Consider the following 25,632-nt stretch of genomic DNA (forward strand, 5'->3'; position numbering starts at 1 on the left):
CTTGAAAAAGCTTAGATCTACAAATTATCGGTCCTGACATTGGGGACCATTATACCTGATTGTTTAGTAAAAGTGATATTTTTAACCTATTTTATTTACTTTTTGCTAAATGGATATTTAACAGCACGTTATGATATCAGCTATAGACACACTAAAGCAAGGTCTGAACCCTCAACAGGCAGAAGCAGTCGATTCAATAGATGGGCCGCTCCTGATTATTGCTGGCCCTGGCTCCGGAAAAACTAAAACCTTAGTTGATCGGATCGTACATTTGGTGTTAAAAGGGATATCCGCTGAAAACATCATGGTGGCAACTTTCACCGAAAAGGCCGCACGGGAACTAATTACAAGAGTTTCTAATAAACTGGAGGAGTTTAACTTAAAGGTTAATCTCAATGAAATGTATATAGGAACCCTGCACGCTATCTTTCTGCGCATTTTAGAGGATAACAGGAATTTTACTCGTTTAAAAAGAAATTATCGCTTACTGGATCAATTCGACCAAAAGTATATGCTGTTTCGTAATCTTAAAGAATATTTAAAGGTTGACGGCAATGAAGCTTTATTGGGTAATCACTTCATAAATAGATGGGAGAAGACAAGTCGGCTCATATATTATATATCTAAGGTTAGTGAGGAATACTTGGATGTGGAAAAATTATGTAATGCTCCTGAAGAAGAAATAAGAGCCATTGGCGAGTTTTATAAAATATACCAGAGGCAATTAGAGGAGGAAAATGCCCTAGATTTTTCAACTATACAATCTGAGACACTTCTTTTACTTGAAAATCATCCGCAAGTACTAGAAAAGCTCCATGAGAAAATTCATTATATCATGGTGGACGAATATCAAGATACGAACACAATACAAGAAAGAATATTGTTAATACTATCTGGTACTAATCAAAATATATGCGTAGTTGGCGATGATGATCAGGGGCTATATCGTTTCAGGGGGGCGACAATTCGAAATATTTTAGAATTTTCAAAAAATTTTCAGCCTAATAAATGTAAGCAGATTAGTCTTACAATTAACTACCGTTCCCATCCTGATATAATTAATTTTTACAACGGGTGGATGAAAGAACTAGATTGGAAGGAAGGTTCTAAGCAATTTCGATACAGTAAAACAATAAAACCGCATGATGGCACTTATATAAATAACCCTTCAGTTATTAAGGTATCACATGATGGTTCTCAAGATGAATACTTTAAAGAAGTATTGGAATTCATCCAGCACTTAAAGTCCAAAGGAGTTTTGAAAGATTACAATCAAATTGCATTTCTATTCCGGTCAGTTAAAAACGAAAAAGTAATTGCCTTAGCTAATTACTTGGAAAAAAATGGTATTAATATATTTTCACCCCGTTCAGCCCTATTTTTTGAGAGAGATGAGATACAACTATTACTAGGTGCAATAATTTTCATTTTCCCTACATTATTTGAGGACTTAAAATGGAATGAAGAAGCGAATCTTGACATATGGAATACTTACAATACTTGGAAATCTAAGTTTGCTAATGCTATTAGAGGAGATATAGAAAAGCATAGGACTCTTTTGCAATGGTGTCAGAAAAGATCAAAGGAGCATCTTAAGATGGAAGGCAACACTACTTATGCCTTTGCTGCTCTTATATACCAGCTTTTGGAATTCCCTATGTTCTCAGAGCATTTGACTATGGATATGACAGTGAATAAAACTCTGTTACGTGCAGCCTATAATATCGCACAATTAACTAAACTGCTTTTCAAGTTCGAGTATATATACAATATCACTGTATTTACCCCTAAATATTTGCGAAAAAACTTGCAGGATATGTTTAATACATACTTGCGGTTCATAATTGAAGGTGGTATAGAAGAGTATGAGGAATTTGATGAATTTACGCCTTCTGGTTGTGTTTCATTTATGACAATACACCAATCAAAAGGATTAGAGTTTCCCATAGTGTTTATTGGCTCATTAAACCTAAACCCGACCAAACAGCATGATCAAATAGACATTATTTTGCAAAATGAATATAATCATAAGCCACCTTTTGAGCCGTTAGACAAAATTAAGAACTACGACTTTTGGAGGCTCTATTACACCGCTTATTCAAGACCTCAGAATTTACTTGTACTTACAGCAAATGAAAAAACAGGACAAGGACGTAATCCATCAAAATACATTGAACAATCCTATAACAAATTAATAAGCTGGCGCAATGATGAATTTAAGGTAGAAAGGTTGAATCTTGAAGAGGTAAAGCTACCAAATATAAAAAAAGAGTATTCTTTTACTTCTCATATCTTATTATATGAAAACTGTCCCCTACAATATAAGTTTTACAAGGAGCTTGAGTTCGCGGAAGTTCGCACAGGAGGCGTTTTGGGAGGCAGCCTGCTTCACCAAACCATAGAAGATATACACAAAGCAGTATTGCGCAATGAAACAAGTAGCCTAACAGACGCTAATATTATTGAATGGTTTAATAATAATTACTATTTGCTGTCCAAGAGCCAGCGTTCCTATTTGCATAAAGGACAATTAGATAGTTTACTTAGGCAAGTATTAAGATATAGGGATCGGCAATCTGGAAAATGGCATCTCATACGAGAAGCGGAAGTTGATGTATCATTGGTAAAAGAGGAATATATATTGAAAGGTACTATTGATTTAATAGAGGGCGAAAATGGAACTGTAGAATTAATAGATTTTAAATCAGGGGATAAACCGGACGTTAATAGTTCTAATTCAAAAGTAATACAAACAATAGCGCAGTATCGCAGACAGTTAGAGGTATATGCTCATTTAGTGGAAGAACGTACTGGGCAAAAGGTGAGCAAGATGCACTTATACTACCCGAAAGAAGAAGATAGCAGTCCTTATATTACCTTCAATGCCAATAAGGAAAATATTCAGCAAACCATTTCAGTTTTTGATGAAGTGGTCAATAACATAGAATCAAAGAATTATAACATGAATCATATTACAAAATCGGAAAAGCATTGCGGAAGCTGTGATATGCGTTACCATTGCAATCCAAAACAATATTCAAACTAAAACACTGAAATGGATAATCAAGATACGTTAGGGCTAAAAATTGAGCAAGACATAAAATCTGTTGAAGAATATAAATTTGAGCCAATTAAGGGATATCCAATGCTACATTGGAAGGGTAAAAGGCCTTTCTATGGCACGCAATATTATCCTGCGCAATTAAAGGAAAATTATGGAGAAGAGGTTAATGGCTGGATGAATAAAATATTTTGGGGTGATAATCTGCAGGTAATGAGTCACTTATTGAAGCAGTATCGTGGCCAAGTGGACTTAGTTTATATTGATCCACCGTTTGATAGTAAAGCTGACTATAAAAAGAAAATACAAGCAAAAGGGAAAAGCATTTTAAATAATTCTACTGCATTTGAGGAGAAACAATATTCTGATATTTGGTCTAATGATGCATATCTTCAGTTTATGTATGAACGCCTTTTAATCATGCGTGAGTTAATGTCTGAAGAAGGAAGTATATATGTCCATTGTGACTATCATAAAGTACATCATTTAAGATGTATAATGGACGAGATATTTGGACAGGAGAATTTTAAGAATGATATTAAATGGGTTCGATCGACAAATCCTAAAGGCTCTCAACATGATGCAAGTAAGTTTGATCCTTTTACAGATAATATCCTTTTTTATACGAAAACTAATAAGTTTTACTTAAATATAAATGAAGCTAAAAAGCAATTATCAAAACAGGAATTAGAAGAAAAATATCATAGGATTGATGAGAAAGGTAGATTTTACGATGGTCCAATCATACGTTCCTTAGGTATGGGAGAAAGACCCAATTTAGTTTATGAATATAAGGGATATACTCCTCCTGCATCAGGGTGGAGGGTAAATCGACAGGAATTACTTAAGATCGATGAAGAAGGTAATTTAGGCTGGTCAAAGAACAATGTCCCATTTCGTAAAATCCGTCCAGAAGATGATAAAGGACATCCAATTGGCGACATATGGAATGATATCTCATTAATAAACTCACAAGCGGATGAAAGATTAGGATATCCCACTCAAAAGCCTGAAGAGCTACTTGAAAGAATACTTTTAGTAAGTAGCAAAAAAGGAGATATAGTATTTGATTGTTTTATGGGATCAGGTACAACACTGGCGGTGGCAATGAAAACAGGTCGTAAGTTTATTGGTGCTGATATTAATTTAGGAGCCATTCAAACTACAACTAAAAGACTTATTGGTATTTCCGCTGAATTGAGAGGACAACTTCAAGACGAATTGAAATACACTGGGGTATCCGTTTATAACGTAAATAATTATGATATATTTAGAAATCCTGTTCAGGCTAAAGATATACTCATAAAAGCGTTAGAAATTCAGCCATTACCTAATAACAATGTTTATGATGGCGAGAAAGATGGCCGAATGGTTAAAATAATGCCCATTAATCGTATTGCTACAAGAGCAGATTTGAATGAACTAATAACAAACTTTGATTACCGATCATTTGAGAAAATAAACGAGAAAAACCCAGGTAAGCCCGTTGAAAGTTTGCTCTTGATTTGTATGGGGCATGAACCCGACCTCGCGGCAACCTTACAAAATGCGGTGAACTATAGGTTGGATATTGAGGTCGTTGATATTCTTAGGGATAATACTAACCTTGAGTTTAAACGGGATGCTGAGGCCGAAATAATAATTGAAGGTGGTCAACTTATCATTCGCGAATTCTACCCTATGAACTTATTACAAAAACTGTCCCTTATGAAAGAGAATGTAGAAAATTGGAAGGAATTGGCAGATAGTGTAATGATTGATTTCAACTATGATGGAGCAGTATTTGAACCTACCATTGTGGATGTGCCTGAAGGTAGTGATATTGTGAAAGGAGTCTACAATATACCATCAAATTCGGGCACTATACGAGTGAAAATTACTGATCTATTATCCGAAACATTTGAACAAACTATTACCAATGGCTAAAGCGGCGAAAGCAAAAAAACAACAGGTAGATTTTCCATTTTATACATATCTTAATCTATTCCTTAATCAGGAAAGGAAGAAAATATATGCCTCCTACAATCAACTAACTAAGAAGTTTCTCAATTTTAATAATCCTGAAAATGCTACTGCGTTTCTTCGAAAGCCACAGTTTGAAGCATTGGAAATGTACATTTTCTTGAAGGAATACTGCAACAACAAATATTTATTTGAGATCTTTGAAGATTGGTTTAAAAAGCAGCATCAATTTGAGGGACGCACTTCCGCTGGGGCTGATACAAAAGGGAGAATTTCTCTGTTCGATCCGATTGAAGCTAATAAACAGGAAGATATCCAACTATTTAATGAAATCTTTACGCAGATAAAGTCATTCCAGCAGATATATCCAAACTATATCTTTGCCTTAACAATGGGCTTGGGTAAAACTGTACTCATGGCAACGTCTATATTTTATGAATTTCTGTTAGCCAATAAATACCCCAAAGATGGACGGTATTGCCAAAATGCCTTAGTGTTTGCACCGGATAAAACAGTTTTACAGTCGCTTAAAGAAATAGAAACTTTTGATAAATTAAAAGTGGTTCCCCCTGAGTATGTAAACTGGCTAGAAACTAATCTGAAATTCTTTTTTTTAGATGAAACTGGAGATGCCTTAAATGCCATTGAGAATTCCAAATACAATATTATCATTTCTAATACGCAAAAGATAATCTTAAAGAAACAAAAGAAAAAGACCGCTTCACAAGCTCTTTTTGCTGATCATATTACTACATATAAGGCTAAGTCATTGAATAAAGATTTTGAGGATCTTTATGGATTTGAGATTGATACAGATACCGAACTAGTTACAAACCAAAGATTCGCGAAACTCACAAGACTAAAGCAACTAGGTATTTATGTTGATGAGGCTCATCACGTTTTTGGTAATGCATTAGCTCAAGACTTCGGATTAAAAGCATCAGCAACTTCGTTACGTGTTACCATCAATGAATTGGCTGAAAACTTGAAAGAGGCAGGTACAACTGTAGTCGGTTGTTATAATTATACTGGTACACCATATGTTGGCAGCCGATTACTGCCTGAAGTGGTATATGCCTATGGTTTTAGAGAGGCTATCAATAACAAATATTTAAAGAAAGTTGATGTCAGAGCTTTTGAAAACATTAAAGATCAAACCCTAGCTTTTGTGCGTTTGGCTGTTACCGAATTTTGGAAGGAAAATAATGGAAAGCGATATGAAAATATGCTACCTAAGATAGCATTCTTTGCGTCCTCCATAGATGAGTTGCAAACCGACCTAAGACCGGCTGTGGAGCAGGTATTGTCAGAATTAAGTATTTCTACGGATAAGATATTAGTAAATGTTGGCGATAGTACTATCACAAGCAATGACGACATAAGGGAATTTAGAAATTTGGACACACCAGGTTCCGATAAGCAGTTTATTCTATTGGTAAATAAGGGAAAAGAAGGATGGAACTGCAGATCTTTATTCGGTGTAGCTCTTCATAGAGAACCTAAATCTAAAATTTTCGTTCTACAAGCGACAATGCGTTGTCTTAGGGCTATTGGTGATTTACAGGAAACTGGACAGATATTTCTTTCAGATGAAAATATTAAAATTTTGGATGCAGAACTCCAAGAAAATTTTAAACTTTCTGTTGACGACCTCAATAATGCTGGTGATTCATCAGAATCGATTGAAGTCCGCTTAGTACCTCCTCCTATTAAAATAAAGCTCAATAAAGTTCGGAAACTTCATCTAATAAGAGAGAGGGAAATAGTTCCAGTTATTGACCTTGAATTAGACAGAGCAGATAGAGAGCGATATAAAATACTCGGCAGTAAGCGTAGCATCTATGATGTTTCTAAAAAGATTAGTGCTGATAAGGATTACAGTGAGTATAAAGACAAAAGTCATTTTACAATATATACGCTCGTTGCAGAAGTGTCACGTTACTTAAATATTCCACCTCTGCGTGTAAAAAGTATCCTATCATCAACAAAGCAAGGTTTAGAATTAGTGGTGACATCTGTGAATGAATTTAATGAATTACTTTACGATTGGATAATACCCAAATTATTCAACGAACTTTATGAATTAGAAGCTTTTGAAAAGTTAGATGAAGTAGAAATAGAATTAATCAAAAAACCCAAAGACGGTGATTGTTATCGCGTAAAAGCTAATAAAACTTTGTTAGCCTCACTAGCAGATCCCAAGTTCTCTGGTTTCAGTAGTAAATCATTCCATCTTGATAACTATGCATTTGATAGTAAACCTGAGAATAACTTATTTTGGACTCTACTTCATGACGATAATATTGATAATGTTTGGTTTACAGGTATGCTTACGCATGGTCAAACAGATTTTTACATCAATTACATTGATCCATTTTCTCACACAGTAAGATCTTATCACCCAGATTTTTTAGTACAGCTAAAAGATGGCTCTTATATTATTGTAGAAGTAAAAGGGGATAATATGATTGAAAATGAAATAGTAAAGGCCAAAGCAGATTATGCTAATCAATTAGCTGTAGCAAGTAAAATGTCATATCAAATTATCAAAGGCACAGATGCTATGAATGGTATTGGGATAATATGAGGATATTAAGTTGAAATAGTCACGACTTAATCTGACAGTAAGGGATTAACTTTAAGTAACCACACTTATTAATTAATCCCCCTAAAACTGTCAGAAATGAAAAGTAATGACAAGTTAATTAAAACCAAATTAGGATTACTCAAATTAGCAGAAAATTTGGGTAACGTATCCCAAGCTTGCAAAGTAATGGGTTATAGCCGGGATAGCTTTTACAGGATTAAGGAATTATACGATACTGGAGGAGAAACAGCCCTACAGGAGATTAGCAGATCCAAGCCGATATTGAAGAATCGGGTTGAGCCTATAGTTGAAGATGCTGTAGTTAAGCTCGCTTTCGAGTACCCTGCCTTTGGTCAACAACGGGTAAGTAATGAATTAAGAAAGCAGGGAATTTTTATCTCCGCCGGAGGCGTACGGAGTGTGTGGCAAAGACATGATTTAGAGATATTTGAAAAAAGACTACATTCTCTGGAAGTCAAAGTAGCTCAGGATGGAGTAATTCTTACTGAAGCTCAGATGATGGCCATTGAGCGCAAGAAAGAGAAACGGGAAGCCTTTGGCGAAATTGAAACAGAACATCCAGGTTACCTTGGAGCACAGGACACTTACTATGTCGGTAACATCAAAGGAGTTGGAAGAATCTACCAGCAAGCCTTTATTGATACCTACTCCCGGATTGCTTTTGCCAAGGTTTATGATCGTAAAAACGCTATTACTGCTGCGGATCTACTTAATGATCGGGTTCTCCCATTTTTTGAGGAACAGCAAGTACCAATGATGCGTATTTTAACGGATAGGGGATCCGAGTATAAAGGGAAGTACGAACATCATGAATATGAACTGTATTTAACTATTGAGGGCATAGAACACACTAAAACCCAAGTTCGAAGCCCTCAGTCCAATGGCATATGCGAAAGGCTTAATCGGACTATTAAAGAGGAATTTTACGTAGTAGCCTTCCGTAAACGTCTTTATACAACATTAGAAGAACTACAAGCTGATCTGGATGAATGGCTTGAATATTACAATAATCAAAGACCTCACAGCGGAAAATATTGTTATGGAAAAACTCCCATGGAGACTTTTCTTGCAAGTAAACACCTGGCTAGAGAGAAACAAATAAATGAGTTAACTTTAGCTACTACTTAACCAACAAAAAATCCCTGTACTGTCAGATCAAGTAGTAGCTATTACAATTAAGTGTGAATAGTTGGACTATGTTTGACAGAACAAATACATTTTTTTAAAACTGGATTTTAAGGGAAAGGCGCTACTCCTGCGCCATTCCCCTTGCTCCATTCCGGCAGAGTTTCAGAGAATGGCTAAGTTCTGACAGTCTTACCAGCGGGCGCATGTTTCTTGATATATGCTATTAGATCATTGTAATCCTTCATATCTTCCTTGCTAATGTTGCTTAGTATTATATCACTCAGTAGGGTTAAAAACTCACTAATATCCTGGGATATGGTCCTAGCTGTTCTCTTATGTCTATATTCCTCAAGTGCATCCTCTGCGTCAATGCCTTCTAGCTGTTTACTAAGGTCAGCGTAATATTTTTTCCAGTAATTGACATAAGGTAATCTGCTTTCAGCTTTAAAAATTTTAACATTATCCTCTAATACTGGTAGAAGTTTGGTTATGTAGGATCTGTCCTTCAATAAGTGTAAGACCTCAGTCATGCAAGCTGCCGATTTTAGATAAGCATCAGAAATTAACAGCACTGCAAAGTCATGGCCTCGGATTGACTCCATAAAAGTGGATAGACTATCCTTATAGCTCAGGTCATAGTCATCTCTTGTTACTTTAAACCCATTACGCACCAAAATCTCATGGAGCCTTTGTGCATTATTCTTTGTTCCCCAATTGTAAGAGATAAAGATCGATAATTGATTGTCTAGCTCGGCTTTCTTGACATTTGTTACATAACCACCTTTCTGCAAAAATTCTTCGATGCCAGTTTTATAGGCAATAAACCGCGTGCCAATACTGCGCACCAAATCGCTATCACGGAGATTACCAATAAGCATTTCTGCTTCCTCTGAGGAGATCATATCCCGAAAGATAATTGTTCTAACAGTGTTCAAATTTATATTATGCAATTCCTTGTTATCACAAAGAAACTGCAAAGTAGTATTTAACTTTTCGTTGGTTGTCATGTCCTTAGAGATATTAACAAGGTGGTTAATTACAATAGCCGACTTTACACAGCTACCATCTCTGAAAATATAAGGTTCTGCATTATAAGTTACCTCTTGGCTTGATTTTATTACTTTAATGGCATAAAGACGCTTATTATCATACGAGATATAGCCATGATCTATTTCCAGATCGCCAGGCATAATACTTTTTAAAGTATTATCCAATACGGTTTTTACATTAAAATCTGCACTGATACCTACAGGTGTTATCTTATTATTTTTATATTGAACACCCATAATTAGCAACCCTCCATTTGTATTAGCGAATGCACAGATAATCCTACCCAACGTATTTGTCGGTAGCATCAACGCATATTGTAGATTATTACTTTGTGGTAGGCCGAAACTGTCTTTTACAATTTGTTCTAAGCTCATTTTATATCGGGAATTTTTTAATCGCATTTTTCTTTATTATATACCCAAGGGTAATTTCACGTACTTCTTTCCCGTCATCCACCCATAATTCAGCATTTCCAAAATCCAAAGTGTCTCTTTCGGATTCATAGTAAATAATTACCTCATTCTTGTACGCTGGCCGGAAGACTATATCAACAGGCTCCCCCTTCTTTCTAATACCTAACAAAACAGTTTTTGCGGCATCTTTATCCAAGTCTCTAAGATCGTAGTCAGAGAGAGTGCCGAGGTGGTTGATAACGCGCTCACGCGCACGGTTAATATGCTGAATAGCATGAACCAGCATTTCATATGTAGCTACAGATTGATGGTCAAACAAACTCTTTAAGTCTACATTCTCCATTGCCTTCTCCCATTCTTCAAGAGATGTAATGCCAAGAGATGCAATAATTTCTTCGGTGATCGGTAAAAGGGATTTCCCACTGGCTTCTAGGCGTTCAAATTTCTGTCGCAAAGCTTCGGCAGAAGGAACTTGAAACCTGATAAGAAGATCACTCAGCTTTTCAGCTTTCTTGATGTTTTCAACTAACACGTCTTCATCATACAACATATGTTTATCCTTAACAATAGTTGGTATCAGGTTATGTGCATCTGCTTGATTTCCATTGATATATTGGAGAAGAAGATTTAATGCAGGTTGATACTTACGCATACTTTCCCTGCTCTGGGTTTTAAGCTCTACTTCTGAAATTAAGGCTGCCACGACATTACCTTGCGTATAAACTCTGTTATCGAAATCCAGTTTGATATTGTTATCAGCAAGGGTTTCCCGCACATCATTTCCAAAAAGCTTCAATATATCCAGAAAAGTGCTTTCTATTTTGCCAACTTGTTTATACAACTGGCCCTTCTTCGAAAAGGTTCCCGCTTGATTTGGAACAATCGCATGTTTATCCATTAAAGACGAAAATTGCTCTTCATCCAGTTTGAACATTTCAAATACCTGATTTATCCAAGTAATAGAATCAATGCCTTTGACGAAAGCGCTAAGCTTCTCTATAGTTTTATTTTCCTCTATGGTTGCGGCTATATTATAAAATGTTAATTTATTTTTTTCATTCCAATAGGTATGATACCAGAATTCTATCAGTGAACTATCCGGGAGTTGTTCAGGTATTAGGTATAAGCATAGATCGTAAAGTTTTAGCCGGGCTTCTTTTGTACTGGCTGCTGTAAACCACATCCTCTGTTTACCTTCACTATTCAACATTGAACTGAAGTTTCCAAGTGAGTCTTTTACAACATCTGAAGTTTCTAAAAGCTTTTTTAGCACATTTGACACATCTCTATCAAATAGCTCTTTGCTAGTCCTTTCTGCAATCTGGTTTTTTAAGGTTCCAAGCCTTGTCAACTCATGCAAGTTCTCCCACTTATTTGTAATAGCATGGTTAGTCAACTTCTTAAAGAGATCTACAGCTTCTCTGATATACTTCCAGTTTTCAACAGATTTTGCATGATCTGCATCATTGGCCAGGTTAAGTCCGTCTCTAGGGTTAGTTGGGTTAAAATTTGGATTGTTGATAATTACTGGGAAAGGGAATGATTCCGTACCAATTAATGGGAAATCACAGAATAATTTTGGAACCGTTGATGGTATATTCGTAATGCTTAATTTTGATATACTTTCCTCATATGGTATGACGATACTCGTCAGATCATTAGTGAAAACCTTGAAGTAATGGTGACCTACCTCCTGGGAATTCCTTAAGACTGTAATTTCAACTGTTTGAACAGCATCGGCTACATCGCTATGGCTATTTTTTATTCTTTTATATATTAGACCTTCTTGCTTTATTGTTACTGAATTGATGGAGTCTACAAAGCATAAGCTATAAGGAAGATTTGTTTTAAGGTCTGCAATGCCTTTTTCTGCCACTTCCAAACTGCGTTGCGTTTTTAGCGGAAAGATAAACCGCGTATTCATCCTCGTGGCATCGTAATCATCATAAGGAGTGTTTTTATCTAAATACTTTACTGACAAACCTGCTTTCGTTAGTGATCTGGCAATATCATCCTCATCTCCAGACCGATCAAGTCTTAGATCGAATCTATAATATGGTCCATCTTCGTCCTGATTTACGCCCTGAATATCTACTATATCTGAAAGTAGCTGGGTAGTAAGAAAGCCAGTACCAAATTTGCCGGTCTGTTTTCTTCTTCCATTGGCTGGCTTTTTGGAATCTTTTCCCGATGTTTGTTCTATAAGGTTTTGAATATTTTCCGCTGTAAATGGCAGTCCATTGTGCTTAAAAGAGATGTATTGCACTCCCTCTTTCTCCCCTTGGGCTATTTCAATATCGACTCCAGTATCTGCGCTGGCATCGCTGGCATTTTGAATTAATTCCCATACCCATCTCCTTACTGTATTGGGGGATTGGGATACTAAACCTTTAAAATCATCAATGTCCCTGTACATTTTTTTTGCGATACCCTGCGAATAGTTCTTTGTTTGAGCAGCCAAGAATCTTTCTTCAAATGTTTTAGTAGTCATGGGGTTAGGGTCAATTTAATGTGCAAAGTTATTTATAATTCTATTAACTACATTATATAATTTAAAATATGTGTATTTTACTATTTAACAATAATATAGAGCAAAAGGAAAATTTGAGATAGCAAAAGGAAAATATCTTAAAGCGGTTATATCTACCGTTCTACTCAGTTCGCCTGAAGAAAACTAATTATCGACGCCAGAAATGCGGCAGTAAAGACCATAGATAAATTAGGCGAGAATAATTGTAAAGTAGTGACTAAGGCCGGTCTAGAATATCAAGGCCAAATGAAAATATAGATGATAGTGAGCTTAGAAGTAGAATTGAATTTGGATGTCAATTCCACCCTCCTTCCTCCAGTTTAATTCCACCCTGTATAGTCAACTCACAAACTACTTTCCTTCCTATTTTATAAAAGTCATTTTGCTTGTGAAGGATACCTCATTAATGAGTCTGGAAAATAGGAATATCAATTCAAATGAAGATGTCCAAGCTTTGAATTACATGTTATCCGGTACACCTAATTTCTCAAAAATCATTTTTATCTGGGCAACAGTATAGTATCGCCCATTCCTTGGCCCTAATTCGGTTTCAAAAGGTTGTAACCAATGTTTAATTACACCCCGGCCAACACCGTAAATAATAGCTAGTTCCTTAAGTGAATAAGGAATAATGCGGATACGCTGGTTATCCATAAAATAATTTTTTAGAATAAGAATTGTGTACGTCTTGTTAATGGCGCATATAAATGTGTAAGGAGCTATATTTTATAGAAGATTAACTACCTGGGATTGGCAGCTTACTACTGGAACATACAATCATGGTATTTAGTGTCAATCCATTTTGTTGGCGGCTGCGGATAAAGGATAACATGGTCAGAAAATTAATGGGTGAGATAGGCTTACATACGAATTTTAGGTTCTATTGTAGGATAAAGTGACGGTTATATTTTCTATAATCGTTTTAAACGTGATTAAGGTAGCATTATTTTTTTTATTCCCCTATTAAGTCAGCGGCAATAAGAGAAATGATAAGTTTGATCTATTAATATAGGATGTGGTTTATTACAAATAAAAATACGCTAGAATCTCCAAACTTCTTGTTAAAAAAAGTATAATCCGTTTGTAGTAAGGGCTATATTATCCATCATTTTATCTTGTCAACTACATGATGCCGAAATAAGCGAAAATCCATAAACTCAATATATCAATCCTTTCCTAGTGGACCTTAATAGCCTTTCATTACTTTTAAAGGTGGATTTATTTATACTCAAATAATCGGCCAAAAAACCTGAATGATCATGAATCATTTTTGATTAAAACTGAATAAATGTTGACTAGTTATTGAAAATGATCAATATCGATTGAAATTAAATCAAAGTGAGCAAAACGATTTAAAACATCGCAAATCGTACTAATCCTCTCAAATCCTACTAATAGTGCAATAGTGAAGGATAACCATGCCCCCATCTTTGTAACATGAAACACAGATTTTTAACCCGATAAAAAAAGATCTCATGGTTACGAAGGTTATTCGCATCTCAAGAAAGTTGATAAGCACTGAGGTTAAAAATGTACCTCATGAATCTGAAATGCTTACCGATGCTGCTTGGCAGTTTGCTTATGCACTTTTATGGCAGCATCAACAGCTTTCATCTTTTGAAGTTAGTCGCAGCAGATTCCATATTTCCAATTATCTTAAACGAGCGCCCGACCCAATAAAAGCCTTCCAACACTTTTGCGAACGTGTTGCACTTGCAGAAAGGTATATGTCTGCGGGAATATTAACTAATCCACCAATCCCGTCAATTTGGCTCAATCCTAAATATGAACATGGGATTTCTGAAACTTTCTCTCTGTTATCTGAGCTTAACCACAAACGTGAAGATGTACCCGGATACATGGATCAGATATTTATTATTGCGGAAGGTTATTCACAGTACGTTCTACGCCCTTCCGCTAAAATATTCAGAAGGTGCCGGCGGAAGCTATTAAACCTTGGTGCATACGGAATGCTTCAGCACTATTATAATGCAACATTGCAATCACATTACTTAATCAGACCCTAGTATGAGTGTGCCTTCAATGTCCTTTGTAGTTCAACCATGCAGTATGAAGAAACTCGCAGAATTGTATGGGGTTCACCGGAATACTTTTACCAGGTGGTTGACCCCATTCCAACAGGAGATTGGCCCCCGCTGCGGATACTATTATACTATCGCTCAGGTTCGCACTATCATATCTCGATTGGGGATGCCTGGTAGTATCATATTGGATTAATGCTTTTATCAAAATTTAATTATTAAAAATATGAGGACAGAAGCTAATGGACAATTCAATAACGTCCTTCTTACCGGAACAATCATTTTGGCAAATGTCAATATTAATGGAATACTGGATTATGGCTTAAAAGCGCTGGTAGGTGGCGCTATCTGGCTCTGTTACAAGGTTACCGCTGACTACATTGATCGTAGACAAAAAGGGAAAGACAAATGACCTCATTAAGCAAAATTCTTGCTGGAACAGCAATTGGAGCAGGTATTATAACTGGTCTTAGTTATTTTTCTAACATGCGTCGTGCTCAGGTTCATTTGGAGGTTATTCCGAAAGCCAATATCCATTCACTAAGCATTACAGGGCTTACCATAAGGGTGGATGCAGTTCTTAAAAATCCTACAAAGGCAAAATTCAAAATTAAGTTTCCGTATATCCGCATAACATATAAGGACACTTTATTAGGAAGTAGCCAGGTTATCGATAAAGACATATCTATTCCGGCTTATGGTGAAGTTGTCATTGATAATATTATGGTCGTTGTGCCTCCTATTAGTTTCTTTTCGGTAGCATACAATGTAATTAAAGCCCTAAATGCGAAGGAGCCAGTAACAATTGTTGGTAAAACCATAACGACTGTAGATCTAGGGTGGTCCCGCATACCATTCGAAAGTACAGCCAGTATTGTACTGAAAAAATAAAAAATAGAATATGCAAGCATTAAGGAAACGACAAATTAAAAGTGGTCTTACTTATGATGCATTATTTCCTCCGGCTATTGGTGAAAATCAAACCATAATGGTAAATGCAGGGGTTGATGATAGTATAGCCCTTATTCCAAAAGTTGTAAAAAGTACCTTATCACAGACTAGTGGAATAGCTCAAAAATTAAAAGGCGAAAATCTACTTGAAACATGCAGAAATATTTGGGAGTTTGTGTATGGTCACATTGCATATCAGAAAGACCAGGAAGGCTATGAACAAATACGCAGCCCTGCAAGAAGCTGGCGGGATCGTAAGACAGGCGTTGATTGTGACTGTTACACAACGTTTATAAGTAGTATTCTCAGCAATTTGGCGATCACGCATACATTGCGCATTACTAAATATTCCCGCGACTACTTCCAGCATATTTATCCAATCGTTCCAACTGATAGTAATCAATATATAACTATAGACTGTGTTACAGATCAGTTCAATTATGAAGTTCCATTCTCTGAAAAAAAAGATTACAATATGGATTTACAATATCTCAACGGTTTCGAAGGGCCAGATCTATATAGCAGTAGTAACGACTTTATTCTAAACGGCAGCTCCGGCATAGGTGAGCTTGGCCTATTTGGCAGAAGGAAGAAAAAGAAGCAGGCGGCAGAAGGTGCTGATGCTCCTATTGATCCCAATGCTGTACCTGGTTCTGGTGTGAAAAAGAAGCGCGGTTTGAAAAAGCTATTCAATTTTGCTAATAAAATAAACCCGGCCACTGTCTTATTGAGAAATGGCTTATTGGCTTCTTTGAAATTGAACATCGGCAAAGTGGCAAGCCGGTTACGGTGGAGCTATATTTCACAGAATGATGCGGTAAAAAAGGGGATTGATCCTGCCGGATATGTAAAGCTCGTTCGTGTAAGGCAAAAGCTTGAAAACATCTTTTATGGTGCTGGCGGCAATCCCACCAATATGCGCAAGGCCATCCTAAAAGGAAAGGGTAACAAAGACAAGGCTGTACTTCTTGGCTTTGGATTAGGAATGTTAGCACCCGACTTCGGGGTGGAGAACTTGACCCTCTATACTCCTTTGCCACAACTACTTGGTCTTGACATTTACAATTCTGAAAATGTTGATGGAATGGAAGGATTTGAAGGACTGGGTGAACTGGGTGAGCCGATCACTATGGCATCCGTAGCTGCTGCCGCCGCTGTTATCGCGGGTATTGTAAAAGCTTTAAAGCCAATTGGTGACTTATTTAAAGGTAAAAAAGGGGCAGCTGTCGATGACTTCCAGGAGGAAGCAGTTGCTTCAGCAGAAAATGAAGTATCTGATGCCGCTAAAGCTGCACCCAGTATAAAGCCAACATTTAGTGCTGAATCGAGCGACAGTATTCCTACTTCAGTGGCTGTATCGCAACCTTCATCTTATGCTACTTCTGATTCTACTGCTGCTGATACATCTATGGATCTGTCTGAGGACGTTTCGGATACAGCGGGAAGCAGTAATAAAGTAGTTGCTGCATCTACAGCCGCAGCTGCTAGTTCGTCTGGTAGTAGTTCTACCGATGGAACCGATAAATCAGGAACTTTTTGGCAAAAGAATAAAAAATGGTTGCTTCCGGTGAGCATCGGTGTTGGGGGTATCACACTTATTGCGATTGGGGTTAAAATGCTAAAACCTCATCCGGGTCCATCCCCCCGCCCAATGCACGGTATTCCAGCGAAGAGGAAACCATATCGGAGAAAGCCAGTTAAGCATAAAAAGAGGTCACCCATCTCACTTCTGTAGTAGTTATCTCTTTCATTACGGATAAATCAAATAATTATGGCAAATCATAAAAAGAACCGTTATACCCAAATAGCGCATAAAACCGCCATCATAGGTTCCTTTCAATCCAAACTTGAGACGAAAGGCAATATTAAAAACTCGCTACTTGAAACTGGTAAGGATTTACTCATTGGTGTGCTCGGCGGAGGAATAGTTGGGGCAGCTATCGGTAAGCCATCCCTGTTGATTGGTTTAGGGGTGACTGGTTTAGGGCACTATACCAACAACCGGCTTGCCACTCTTTTGGGAGTGGGTCTAATGGCATCTAATGGATTCCAGACTAAAAGCACTGTGGCTGGGCTGGATGGTATGGATGGCATAAAAGATCGTCTGCAAGCGTACAAAGATAGCTTTGCTCAAAAGCTGTATTTGGACAAAGTTCTGAAGAAAAAGGCAGAGGGGGTTAATGGTATGGGGCAGTTGCAATATTTTAATTACGGTGACTATAACCCCCAGTTAACTGGCGAATCCTATTATTCAGATGATTTAAATGGTGGGCTTGCAGCATTAGATAACATTCAGCAACAAATTGAAGATGCTGGAATGGCAAGGCTGCAAATGGGAAACCGCCAATTTGATTTAGAAGGGTCTGATGATTTTGAGGGGATTGGAATGGCGGATGTAACCGACTATAATCTTTAAACAGAGTATTCATTAACTATTAAAAAATTATTTATGCAAGGACTTGAAGCAATTGAAGAGTATAACAATCAGGGAGCCTTACTTGGTCTTGATGGCCCGGATGGGGATGAGCTTTTAGGTGCACTGAAGAGAATGAATCCGGTTGCCCGCCAGCGTACCATCAATAAATTAGCGAACACCGGTGCTCCCTCCCGTGGATCACGCGCTGAAATGGAAAAGTTCTTCGGCGAACTTCCCGTAAATGTCAAAGAAGCTTTGGTCAAAGGTGAGCTGCGCCTAGCGGATACGGTGATCTATAGCATCAAACCCGTCAATTCAAAAACTATAAAACTCTTTGAAACGCAGGATGACAAGGAAATTGGACTGAGAAATATCAGTAATGCGAAGCTACCAAAGAATCAAGCTCTTTTGGTATCGGGTATTATTGTGCTCGCAGGAACTGCCACCGATGGGTCAAAGGATAAGATCATTGCTACCGAATTTAAGGGGTTAGAAAACTTTCCTGCCATTGCAAATGGTGAATTTGGCCTTAAAAGTAATAAGAAGCAGATCGTGCCGGAGACATCAAATGCTGTCTTTAAAACAAGTAACTACCACTACGTGCCTGTTGGCTATTACAAACTTGCCAATCCCAGGGTAATACATGACGATGTGCTGGTGGAAATGACTGTGGAACTCGGCAGTCAGGATGGTATTCCACCAAACACTTATCTGTACGTTGGATTGCATGGGACTATCACCACACCATAATAAGTTTTATGCCCCGGTTTTTTAAACTTTTGATTATTGGGCTTGGACTCCCCACTGTATTGTTGATTCTTTTTAAAAAAGGTTTTGCAAACAATAAATCTTATCCCATGATTCATCCCAATCCTGAATCGAATAATTTAAAAGCTTTTCTGTTGATGCTACAACACGCAGAAGGCACCATTGGAGCAAATGCCTATCGTATGCTTTTCGGTGGCGAATTATTTACTGATTATTCCGTACACCCTAACCGGGCCGTCCGAAAATCAGGTATAACCAGTACCGCTGCCGGTGCATACCAATTCCTTTTCCGAACCTGGTCAAGTTTGAAACAGCAGTTAAAGCTACCAGATTTTAGCCCGCAAAGCCAGGATGCTGCTGCCATGGAACTAATTCGGCAAAAAGGTGCCCTCCCCGATGTTCTAGCTGGCAGGATCTCTATCGCCATTGTGAAAGTGCAGAAAATTTGGGCATCCTTGCCTGGTGCTGGTTATGGTCAAAGGGAACTAAGAATGGAAGAACTACTAAGATTTTATGAAAGGGCTGGCGGCACACTTATTTTTTCATGATCGATGTTGACTAGGCAAATGCAATCGAGATTTCTTTCTCTACTGCTTTTACTAATAAACCATCACTATATGACAAGCATTATTAAAAAACGATACGATTTGCAGGTCAGTTCGCCAGAGAGGATCTTTTCTCAAACATTTGAACTTGATAAAAACATTATTTCCATCAAAGGGATTCTGCTAACATCAAATAAAGATGATTTGCTTTACTATCGCGGTTCCCAAAGGATTGAAATTAATAAGTTTGAATTGTTTCCGGAAAATTATGAAAGTAAACTTTTGATGAGCGGAATTAATTTATCTCCCAGTCTGAGGTACTATGATCTTGGTACAGTCCCAGTGGGCAATGGTCAGTTAAAAGTTGAGTTCAAAGATTCCCTGGACAGCCGGACATTTTTCGAACCATATAGAGTTACTGTGTATTTAAGCTGTGAACAGAGCGAATAAAACCATCCGCCATGAAGAAGTTAGCCGCAACCGTTGTTAGCCATAGTATTCCTATTGAACGTAGAGGACAACAGATCTTCTTTCAGATTAACCTTCCACTTGATATCGATAGGATTGTTGGAATAGAGACAGCTATTCGTATAGTAGAAGGGATAAAGATCCAGTATTATAAAAGCATGGGGGCCGGAACACTATGGCTTCAAAGCGAAGGCAAAGCTGATGTTTGCTATTGTCTTTATGTCCTGCCAGAAAGAATGTCAATGACCACAACTGACCTGGGCTATACTGCTATTCAGGCGGGTTTTAGAGAAGGAGGACGGATTTTGGGTGATGCTATTGCTCAATCGGCAGGTTGGAAACCAGACCCAATTGATTTACCTGGTTGCCGAATGTTTTACGGCTCATACATAGATACTCTAGGAATACAGTCATCCACAGACGTTATCTACCACCTTTCCATACATATCTGGGTCACGCTTAAAAATCGGAAAAATGAATAGTGAATTATTAATGGATTATATCAAGCAACGCTGCGATGAACTGGGAATTAAGCAGTATAACTATCGTTTGCGCCACTATGTTCTTGCGCCGCGGGGGAAAACGTCCATTAGTGCTGCCAATCAGCTGTTCATTTTAACCGAACCAACAGAGATGGTGCTTATTAATAGCGATAGCGGTGTATATGATTTAAGCACAGGGAATAGCAATGAGTTGCAGTATGAGCATAAAGGAGAGATAACGATGCAGAACTATTCCTCAGTAATTAGGCATATCATATTTGTCCAGGTCATTCCTAAAACTTTGTAAAATGCCACTGATCCAGGAAAAATATAGCCAGCCCCGCATTGATGCTATACGCCGTTATCTCCAAAGGGAATTTGACAAGGAGAAACCCAGGGATTACGAAGTCATTGTTGATGGCATCAAAATAACTACGCGTACCAATGAGATAAAGGAGTTTGAAGACTATGAACAGGAGATAAAGGATGACACACGAAATATCAGCATCCTTGTTTATGATGGTCCTGGCACTAATCGGAACACCCGTTATTCTTTTTCTTTTGACGGATCAGGCGGCACGCTTTCCGGATTAGGCGAAATTGATCAGATTATATCTCAACGGTTAAGTGAAAAGGACCGTGAGTATGAGTTACAACGCCTTCGGGAGAAACTAGCAGCCACGGAACAGCAGTTGGGAGAATCGGAAGAATTTGCGGAACAACTGGAACAGCGTATCCGGGACATGGAACAAGCAAGGTATACGAACGCTGTTTCTTTGGGAGAGGTAGCATCAGCTTTATTATCTGGAATATTACAGAAGAATGCGGGCAAAATACCTATGGGACAATCCCTTGCAGGCTTATTTGGTGGTACTCCTGCTCCTTTACCAGAGGCTGCACCCGGTCACCCTGATTCCGTAACCTTTGAAAAAAATGCTGGTACTGACCATGATGAACAGACAAATGCAAGAATCGCGGTGATTCAGCGAATGCAGCAGCGATTAAATGAAGAACAATTGGTTGCCATGCTCTCCATCATCGATTTTCTAAGTGAAAATCCCGACAATATTTCAACGGTAATAGAATTATTTCAAACTGAAAAATAAACCATTATGAAAAAATATCAATATCAGATTACTATTGAAACTTCCTCCGAGGCCGATGCCGACCAGAAAATTAAATCATTGTCGGTTCTCGCTTCAAAGCTAACGGTGAAGGAACTCACGAAACTTGCACACGTAATAGCAAATGACCCTGCAAAGACTGCCCTTGCCAAGAAATACCTGGGGGTGTAATTACAGAAATTGATTCTTAAAACTCCTTTCACATGAGTTATGCTCAGGAAAACGATAACAATGGCCCAGATAATATCGGCCTAACAACCAGGGAGAAAATTCAATACTCTTTAGTCGGTATTGTGCTCTTAGGCGGTGCTGTTATCCTGGCCAGGAATCTAATCAAAACGGGGATTTCCCGAAGTGAGCAGCGCTTGACTATGGAGGAAGGGAGTGCACCAGCATTGGCAAAGCAAATAAAGATGGCGTTTGATAATGATGGTTGGTGGGGTACAGATAAAGATGCTCTCAGATCGGCTGTAATTGCCGTGCCACATAAAGCTGCTTTCAGGGAGGTTATTAATTCTTATCAGCGATTATATGGACGCTCGATGATGGCCGATATGCAAGCTGAGTTAAAAACAACCGAGTATAATGAGATGCTGGCTATTATCAGTGCAAAGCCGGATGGTAGTGCAAACAATAGCCCTTCTTCCACTTCTCCCTATCAGTCATGGGCAAAACGGCTTAAAGCAGCTTTTGATATCAAATATGGCTTATTCCCAGGTACAGATGAGGAGGCTATAAAAGCAGTTTTCATTGAGGTGCCCACGCAAAGCGCATTTCAGCAATTGAGTATTGTTTACCAAAATATGTATGGAAGTGATTTAGTAAAAGACCTTAGAGAAGAACTTGAGTTTTGGGAATATGCCCCAATGATGCAGCTGATAGCTTCTAAGCCTCGTACTTAACAGTCAAATAGAAAAAAATGGCGATACAAAAAACTAAAGCGGCGAAAAAGCCCAAAGCCACAAAGCTCCTATTAGTCCAGGCCAAAGGCCGGAAAAAGACAGGATCCTCTAATATTGTTTTAACTATGTTAACACTCGGTGCTGTCGGAATCACTGGATACTTCTGTTGGCAGTATATCAAACGGAAAGGAAGAAAGTCCACCGGGTCAAGTAATGATTCCTTTTTTAAGCCGCAGGATAATACAACCCTGCCAAATACAGACAGCATATTTACACCACCGCTTTCTCCAATAAAAACTCCTTCTTCTTCATCCGGCAATTATAATCCCATAATTGATACCTCAGTTAATATCCCGGCGAAAACGTATCAACCGACTACTACTAATAGTGCGGAGAAAGACGCATTTCCTTTAAAAAAGGGTAGCAAGGGTGAAAGGGTCAGGTTACTGCAGCAAGCTTTAATTAAAAAAAATGGTTCCTCTATCCTGCCTCGTTATGGTGCTGATGGTAGTTTTGGATCAGAAGTGATAGCAGCACTGAAAAAATTAAAGCTGCCATCTACTGTCAGTGAAACATTGTACAATGTATTAACCCAGGACAGCAGTGCGGGTGCTACAAGTGGGTTCGATGCCGATGCAATTGCAAAGAATATTTTTACTTCAACTCAAAAGAAAGATCTGACCGCAGTATTATCGTATTTAAAAAAGATCAGCTCTGTTTCAGAGTATCAGTTGGTCAATACGAAGTTTCAGGAGTATCGGCTGAATGGTGGGGTACGCAAAACTTTGGTAAATGGCATCTTGTCTACATTCCTTGCCGAAAGCCAAAAATCGCAGATCAGGTACGAATTTGTAAGAATGGGATTGCGCTATGATGGAACGAAATGGAGCTTGTCGGGCCTTGACGGTATGACCATTGCCACTAAAGAACTCGCTACGATATGGATTAATGGTAAAAAGAGTATAACTGTTCCCGCAAAAATGGTATTGGGTGTTGAAGTCAGCCGCAGACTTGATTATACCCTCTTTGAAAATAATAAAAAGTACTTCTTGGTACAAACCCGTTCTGTAACCTATATGTAATCTCCATTTTTCATTCTTTAAAAAATGACATCATGCCAAACAAACATAATGTGAAGTACATCGTAGTTCACAGCACAGCAACAGATATGCGTCAGTCTATAGACGTTTTTAAACTTCCATATCATTTCATTATTACGCTCTCCGGAAGATTACTGAATCTCAACCAGGTAAATGCAAAGGATGGTTGCGTTGACATTGCTTATGTTGGCGGCATTGATAAAAAAGGAAATGTCCAGGATACACGCACTGCTACTCAATGTGACTGTATGTTCAACACGTTAGTATTGTTATCTGAACAGTTTCCCGATGCACGCATTATCGGTGCAGATGAGCTTTACGGCGTAAAGGAGCAACCTGGTTTTAATGTAAAATCCTGGCTGCAAGAGTATATTCCCGTCACGCTATTGGCCGCATAATTCCCTCACCCTCTCAATTTAAATACATTTTTATGTTAGAAATTATCAAGCAGGCCCTTGTAATAAGGGGCTATAGGGTGTTCCAACGCCCCTACGAGCTTAATATCGTTGGTATTCGTTCCTCAACCCACATACCAAACGCCTTTGATGATAGTATAAACGTATTTTTTGTCGATTCCACCGGTTCATGGCAGTTTATGTCATTTCCGGCAACCACAGATCCAGGTCTGCCGTATCTGAAAAATCCTATTAATGGCAATGGGGCCGCCATTCTTAAAGCTGGTCAATACATCGCTTCATATGCCATTGGGATGCATAGAGGTTTGTATTTGGCGCTTGTCCAGCGTGCGCCTGTCACTGTTATTCGTGATTATAACAAGGATGGAAAGTTGGATTTCAGCAGTGGCAGAGAAGAAAAAGGTTTATTTGGCATTAATATCCATCGTGCACAGGAAAAAGGGAATACCAAAATCGTAGAGGGATTTTCAGCAGGTTGCCAGGTATTCGCCAATTCTGGAGACTTTCAGCAGTTTATGCAGTATTGTGAAGCACATAAAAAACTATACGGCAACACCTTCACATATACTCTCCTTCAAATTGACCAATCGGCTCCGGATCTTTCATCTCTTAAATCTGGTATGGGAAAAAATTCATTATCCCATTAGTTGCAATTTTAGCGGCTGGTGGGATAGCTTTTGCTTCATATAATATTATCCGTATCAATTCATCTTAATATCAAATATCATGAAACAGATATTTCAGCAATTTTTTAAAGATAAAAACGGATGCTATAGCATACGGGAAATCGTAGTAGCACTGCTTTTACTTGCTATGCTAATAAGTTGGGTAGCCCAACAGTTCTTTCAAAAGGATGTGCCGGAACACATGTTTTACACGTTTGCCAGCCTTGTAGCAGCAGGCTGCTTTGGTTATTCTATTGAGAAAAAGGTAGTTCAGCAGTAATATCTAATCCCGATACGCTCTCTCACTAAAAAAAAATATTTTCATGAATCAAGCTCAATTTATTAAGTTATTGTTGATTGCCATTGGTTTCCTTGTCGGGATTGGTGTAGGCAATATGGGTTTCTTCCACACTTCTATATCTCCTTCCTTAGTTATAGGTACCAATCCGGATTCTATCAAAAAAGAGGTTGCTGTCAATGATGCTGTATACCGCAAAGATATAAATGCACTGAATGTAAAAGATAGTATCCTTACCCAACAAAAGCAAAGCACCAATGTAGCATTGCGGCAGAAGAAAGTTAAGCATAGTCATTTGATCCAGAAGGTAAATGCCGAGTTGGATGAATATAAAGCACCTTCAGATAGTGCTTTTAATAGCACGCTTCCCGAAGAAATAAAAATAAGTATAGCTGAACTGTTGAGCAGTGATTTTGAAAAAGATAGCCTTCATATGCAAATGGTTGATGTTCTTGAGCAACAAGTAGAGGTGAAGGATAGTGTTATTATTGTTCAGGAAAATCAACATCAATATCTGGAGAATAAACTTAATGAAAGTCTATCCAATCAGAAAGTACTGTTTGATAATAATTTATTGTATCAGGAAGAAATTAAGCGGCATAAAAAGAAAAACAGATTGCTTTCTGCTGCAGTTCTGTTGTTAGGGGGAATCACTGCTGCTTCTTTGTTACATCATTAATATAAAAAGCAAATGACCCGCACT

26 protein-coding genes are annotated in these 25,632 nt (G+C 38.0%); 22 read left to right on the plus strand and 4 right to left on the minus strand.

The window, feature by feature from the left end:
- Positions 1-130 precede the first annotated feature (130 nt).
- The 4 genes from ACMXI2_RS04790 (at position 131) to ACMXI2_RS04805 (ending at position 8,759) form a co-directional block, all read left to right on the plus strand.
- Positions 131-3,046: an ATP-dependent helicase gene (locus ACMXI2_RS04790; RefSeq protein WP_483780562.1), complete on the plus strand. Its 2,916-nt coding sequence runs from the start codon at positions 131-133 to the stop codon at positions 3,044-3,046.
- Between the two features lie 9 nt (positions 3,047-3,055).
- Positions 3,056-4,987 (plus strand): site-specific DNA-methyltransferase, encoded by a 1,932-nt coding sequence (locus tag ACMXI2_RS04795; RefSeq protein WP_483780563.1) that lies wholly within the window; start codon positions 3,056-3,058, stop codon positions 4,985-4,987.
- Positions 4,980-7,610, plus strand: coding sequence for a TnsA endonuclease N-terminal domain-containing protein (locus tag ACMXI2_RS04800; RefSeq protein ID WP_483780564.1), 2,631 nt, complete (start codon positions 4,980-4,982; stop codon positions 7,608-7,610). Before ACMXI2_RS04795 ends, ACMXI2_RS04800 begins: the two co-directional genes overlap by 8 nt.
- A 96-nt stretch (positions 7,611-7,706) precedes the next feature.
- Positions 7,707-8,759, plus strand: a complete 1,053-nt coding sequence (locus tag ACMXI2_RS04805; RefSeq protein WP_483777119.1) for an IS481 family transposase — start codon at positions 7,707-7,709, stop codon at positions 8,757-8,759.
- A gap of 173 nt (positions 8,760-8,932) precedes the next feature.
- Here ACMXI2_RS04805 and ACMXI2_RS04810 read toward each other — a convergent pair whose 3' ends face one another.
- The 3 genes from ACMXI2_RS04810 to ACMXI2_RS04820 form a co-directional block, all read right to left on the minus strand.
- Positions 8,933-10,183, minus strand: coding sequence for a TIR domain-containing protein (locus tag ACMXI2_RS04810; RefSeq protein WP_483780565.1), 1,251 nt, complete (start codon positions 10,181-10,183; stop codon positions 8,933-8,935).
- A 1-nt stretch (position 10,184) separates the two neighbouring features.
- Complete coding sequence (locus ACMXI2_RS04815) at positions 10,185-12,713, minus strand: sacsin N-terminal ATP-binding-like domain-containing protein (RefSeq protein WP_483780566.1); 2,529 nt, start codon at positions 12,711-12,713, stop codon at positions 10,185-10,187.
- Between the two features lie 498 nt (positions 12,714-13,211).
- Positions 13,212-13,406 carry a hypothetical protein gene (locus ACMXI2_RS04820; protein ID WP_483780567.1) on the minus strand — a complete coding sequence of 65 codons (195 nt, stop codon included), beginning with the start codon at positions 13,404-13,406 and terminating at the stop codon, positions 13,212-13,214.
- A gap of 821 nt (positions 13,407-14,227) precedes the next feature.
- On the opposite strand from ACMXI2_RS04820, the gene ACMXI2_RS04825 reads away from it, so the two are divergent.
- A complete protein-coding gene (locus ACMXI2_RS04825; protein ID WP_483780568.1) occupies positions 14,228-14,779 on the plus strand; it encodes a hypothetical protein in 552 nt (183 codons plus the stop codon).
- A 13-nt stretch (positions 14,780-14,792) separates the two neighbouring features.
- On the opposite strand, the gene ACMXI2_RS04830 is transcribed toward ACMXI2_RS04825, so the two are convergent.
- Entirely contained in the window at positions 14,793-15,002 is a 210-nt protein-coding gene (locus tag ACMXI2_RS04830) for a hypothetical protein (RefSeq protein WP_483780569.1), read from the minus strand.
- Positions 15,003-15,020: 18 nt separating this feature from the next.
- Between ACMXI2_RS04830 and ACMXI2_RS04835 the strand changes: the two genes are divergently transcribed.
- From ACMXI2_RS04835 to ACMXI2_RS04915, 17 genes are all read left to right on the plus strand, one after another.
- Positions 15,021-15,206: a hypothetical protein gene (locus ACMXI2_RS04835; RefSeq protein ID WP_483780570.1), complete on the plus strand. Its 186-nt coding sequence runs from the start codon at positions 15,021-15,023 to the stop codon at positions 15,204-15,206.
- Positions 15,203-15,685 (plus strand): hypothetical protein, encoded by a 483-nt coding sequence (locus ACMXI2_RS04840; RefSeq protein WP_483780571.1) that lies wholly within the window; start codon positions 15,203-15,205, stop codon positions 15,683-15,685. The genes ACMXI2_RS04835 and ACMXI2_RS04840 overlap by 4 nt, the downstream gene beginning before the upstream one ends.
- A 10-nt stretch (positions 15,686-15,695) precedes the next feature.
- On the plus strand, positions 15,696-17,480 hold the full coding sequence (locus ACMXI2_RS04845) for a hypothetical protein (RefSeq protein ID WP_483780572.1): 1,785 nt from the start codon (positions 15,696-15,698) through the stop codon (positions 17,478-17,480).
- A gap of 36 nt (positions 17,481-17,516) precedes the next feature.
- Positions 17,517-18,161: a hypothetical protein gene (locus tag ACMXI2_RS04850; protein WP_483780573.1), complete on the plus strand. Its 645-nt coding sequence runs from the start codon at positions 17,517-17,519 to the stop codon at positions 18,159-18,161.
- Between the two features lie 33 nt (positions 18,162-18,194).
- Positions 18,195-18,911, plus strand: a complete 717-nt coding sequence (locus tag ACMXI2_RS04855; protein WP_483780574.1) for a hypothetical protein — start codon at positions 18,195-18,197, stop codon at positions 18,909-18,911.
- 8 nt (positions 18,912-18,919) lie between these two features.
- Positions 18,920-19,477: a glycoside hydrolase family 24 protein gene (locus tag ACMXI2_RS04860; protein ID WP_483780575.1), complete on the plus strand. Its 558-nt coding sequence runs from the start codon at positions 18,920-18,922 to the stop codon at positions 19,475-19,477.
- A 69-nt stretch (positions 19,478-19,546) separates the two neighbouring features.
- Positions 19,547-19,924, plus strand: coding sequence for a hypothetical protein (locus ACMXI2_RS04865; RefSeq protein ID WP_483780576.1), 378 nt, complete (start codon positions 19,547-19,549; stop codon positions 19,922-19,924).
- An 11-nt stretch (positions 19,925-19,935) separates the two neighbouring features.
- A complete protein-coding gene (locus tag ACMXI2_RS04870; RefSeq protein WP_483780577.1) occupies positions 19,936-20,424 on the plus strand; it encodes a hypothetical protein in 489 nt (162 codons plus the stop codon).
- On the plus strand, positions 20,417-20,731 hold the full coding sequence (locus ACMXI2_RS04875; RefSeq protein ID WP_483780578.1) for a hypothetical protein: 315 nt from the start codon (positions 20,417-20,419) through the stop codon (positions 20,729-20,731). Before ACMXI2_RS04870 ends, ACMXI2_RS04875 begins: the two co-directional genes overlap by 8 nt.
- Before the next feature lies 1 nt (position 20,732).
- The gene (locus tag ACMXI2_RS04880; protein ID WP_483780579.1) at positions 20,733-21,530 is read left to right on the plus strand and encodes a hypothetical protein; all 798 of its coding nucleotides are present in this window, start codon (positions 20,733-20,735) and stop codon (positions 21,528-21,530) included.
- A 6-nt stretch (positions 21,531-21,536) separates the two neighbouring features.
- Positions 21,537-21,719 carry a hypothetical protein gene (locus ACMXI2_RS04885; protein ID WP_483780580.1) on the plus strand — a complete coding sequence of 61 codons (183 nt, stop codon included), beginning with the start codon at positions 21,537-21,539 and terminating at the stop codon, positions 21,717-21,719.
- A gap of 32 nt (positions 21,720-21,751) precedes the next feature.
- A complete protein-coding gene (locus tag ACMXI2_RS04890) occupies positions 21,752-22,450 on the plus strand; it encodes a hypothetical protein (RefSeq protein ID WP_483780581.1) in 699 nt (232 codons plus the stop codon).
- Between the two features lie 17 nt (positions 22,451-22,467).
- Positions 22,468-23,532: a peptidoglycan-binding domain-containing protein gene (locus ACMXI2_RS04895; protein ID WP_483780582.1), complete on the plus strand. Its 1,065-nt coding sequence runs from the start codon at positions 22,468-22,470 to the stop codon at positions 23,530-23,532.
- A 32-nt stretch (positions 23,533-23,564) separates the two neighbouring features.
- On the plus strand, positions 23,565-23,948 hold the full coding sequence (locus ACMXI2_RS04900) for a peptidoglycan recognition protein family protein (RefSeq protein ID WP_483780583.1): 384 nt from the start codon (positions 23,565-23,567) through the stop codon (positions 23,946-23,948).
- Positions 23,949-23,980: 32 nt separating this feature from the next.
- Positions 23,981-24,613 carry a hypothetical protein gene (locus tag ACMXI2_RS04905; RefSeq protein ID WP_483780584.1) on the plus strand — a complete coding sequence of 211 codons (633 nt, stop codon included), beginning with the start codon at positions 23,981-23,983 and terminating at the stop codon, positions 24,611-24,613.
- 79 nt (positions 24,614-24,692) lie between these two features.
- A complete protein-coding gene (locus ACMXI2_RS04910; protein ID WP_483780585.1) occupies positions 24,693-24,911 on the plus strand; it encodes a hypothetical protein in 219 nt (72 codons plus the stop codon).
- Positions 24,912-24,954: 43 nt separating this feature from the next.
- On the plus strand, positions 24,955-25,608 hold the full coding sequence (locus ACMXI2_RS04915; protein ID WP_483780586.1) for a hypothetical protein: 654 nt from the start codon (positions 24,955-24,957) through the stop codon (positions 25,606-25,608).
- The last annotated feature ends 24 nt before the right edge of the window (positions 25,609-25,632 follow it).

It is taken from the genome of Chitinophaga sp. G7 BAM 1005 (assembly GCF_057126945.1).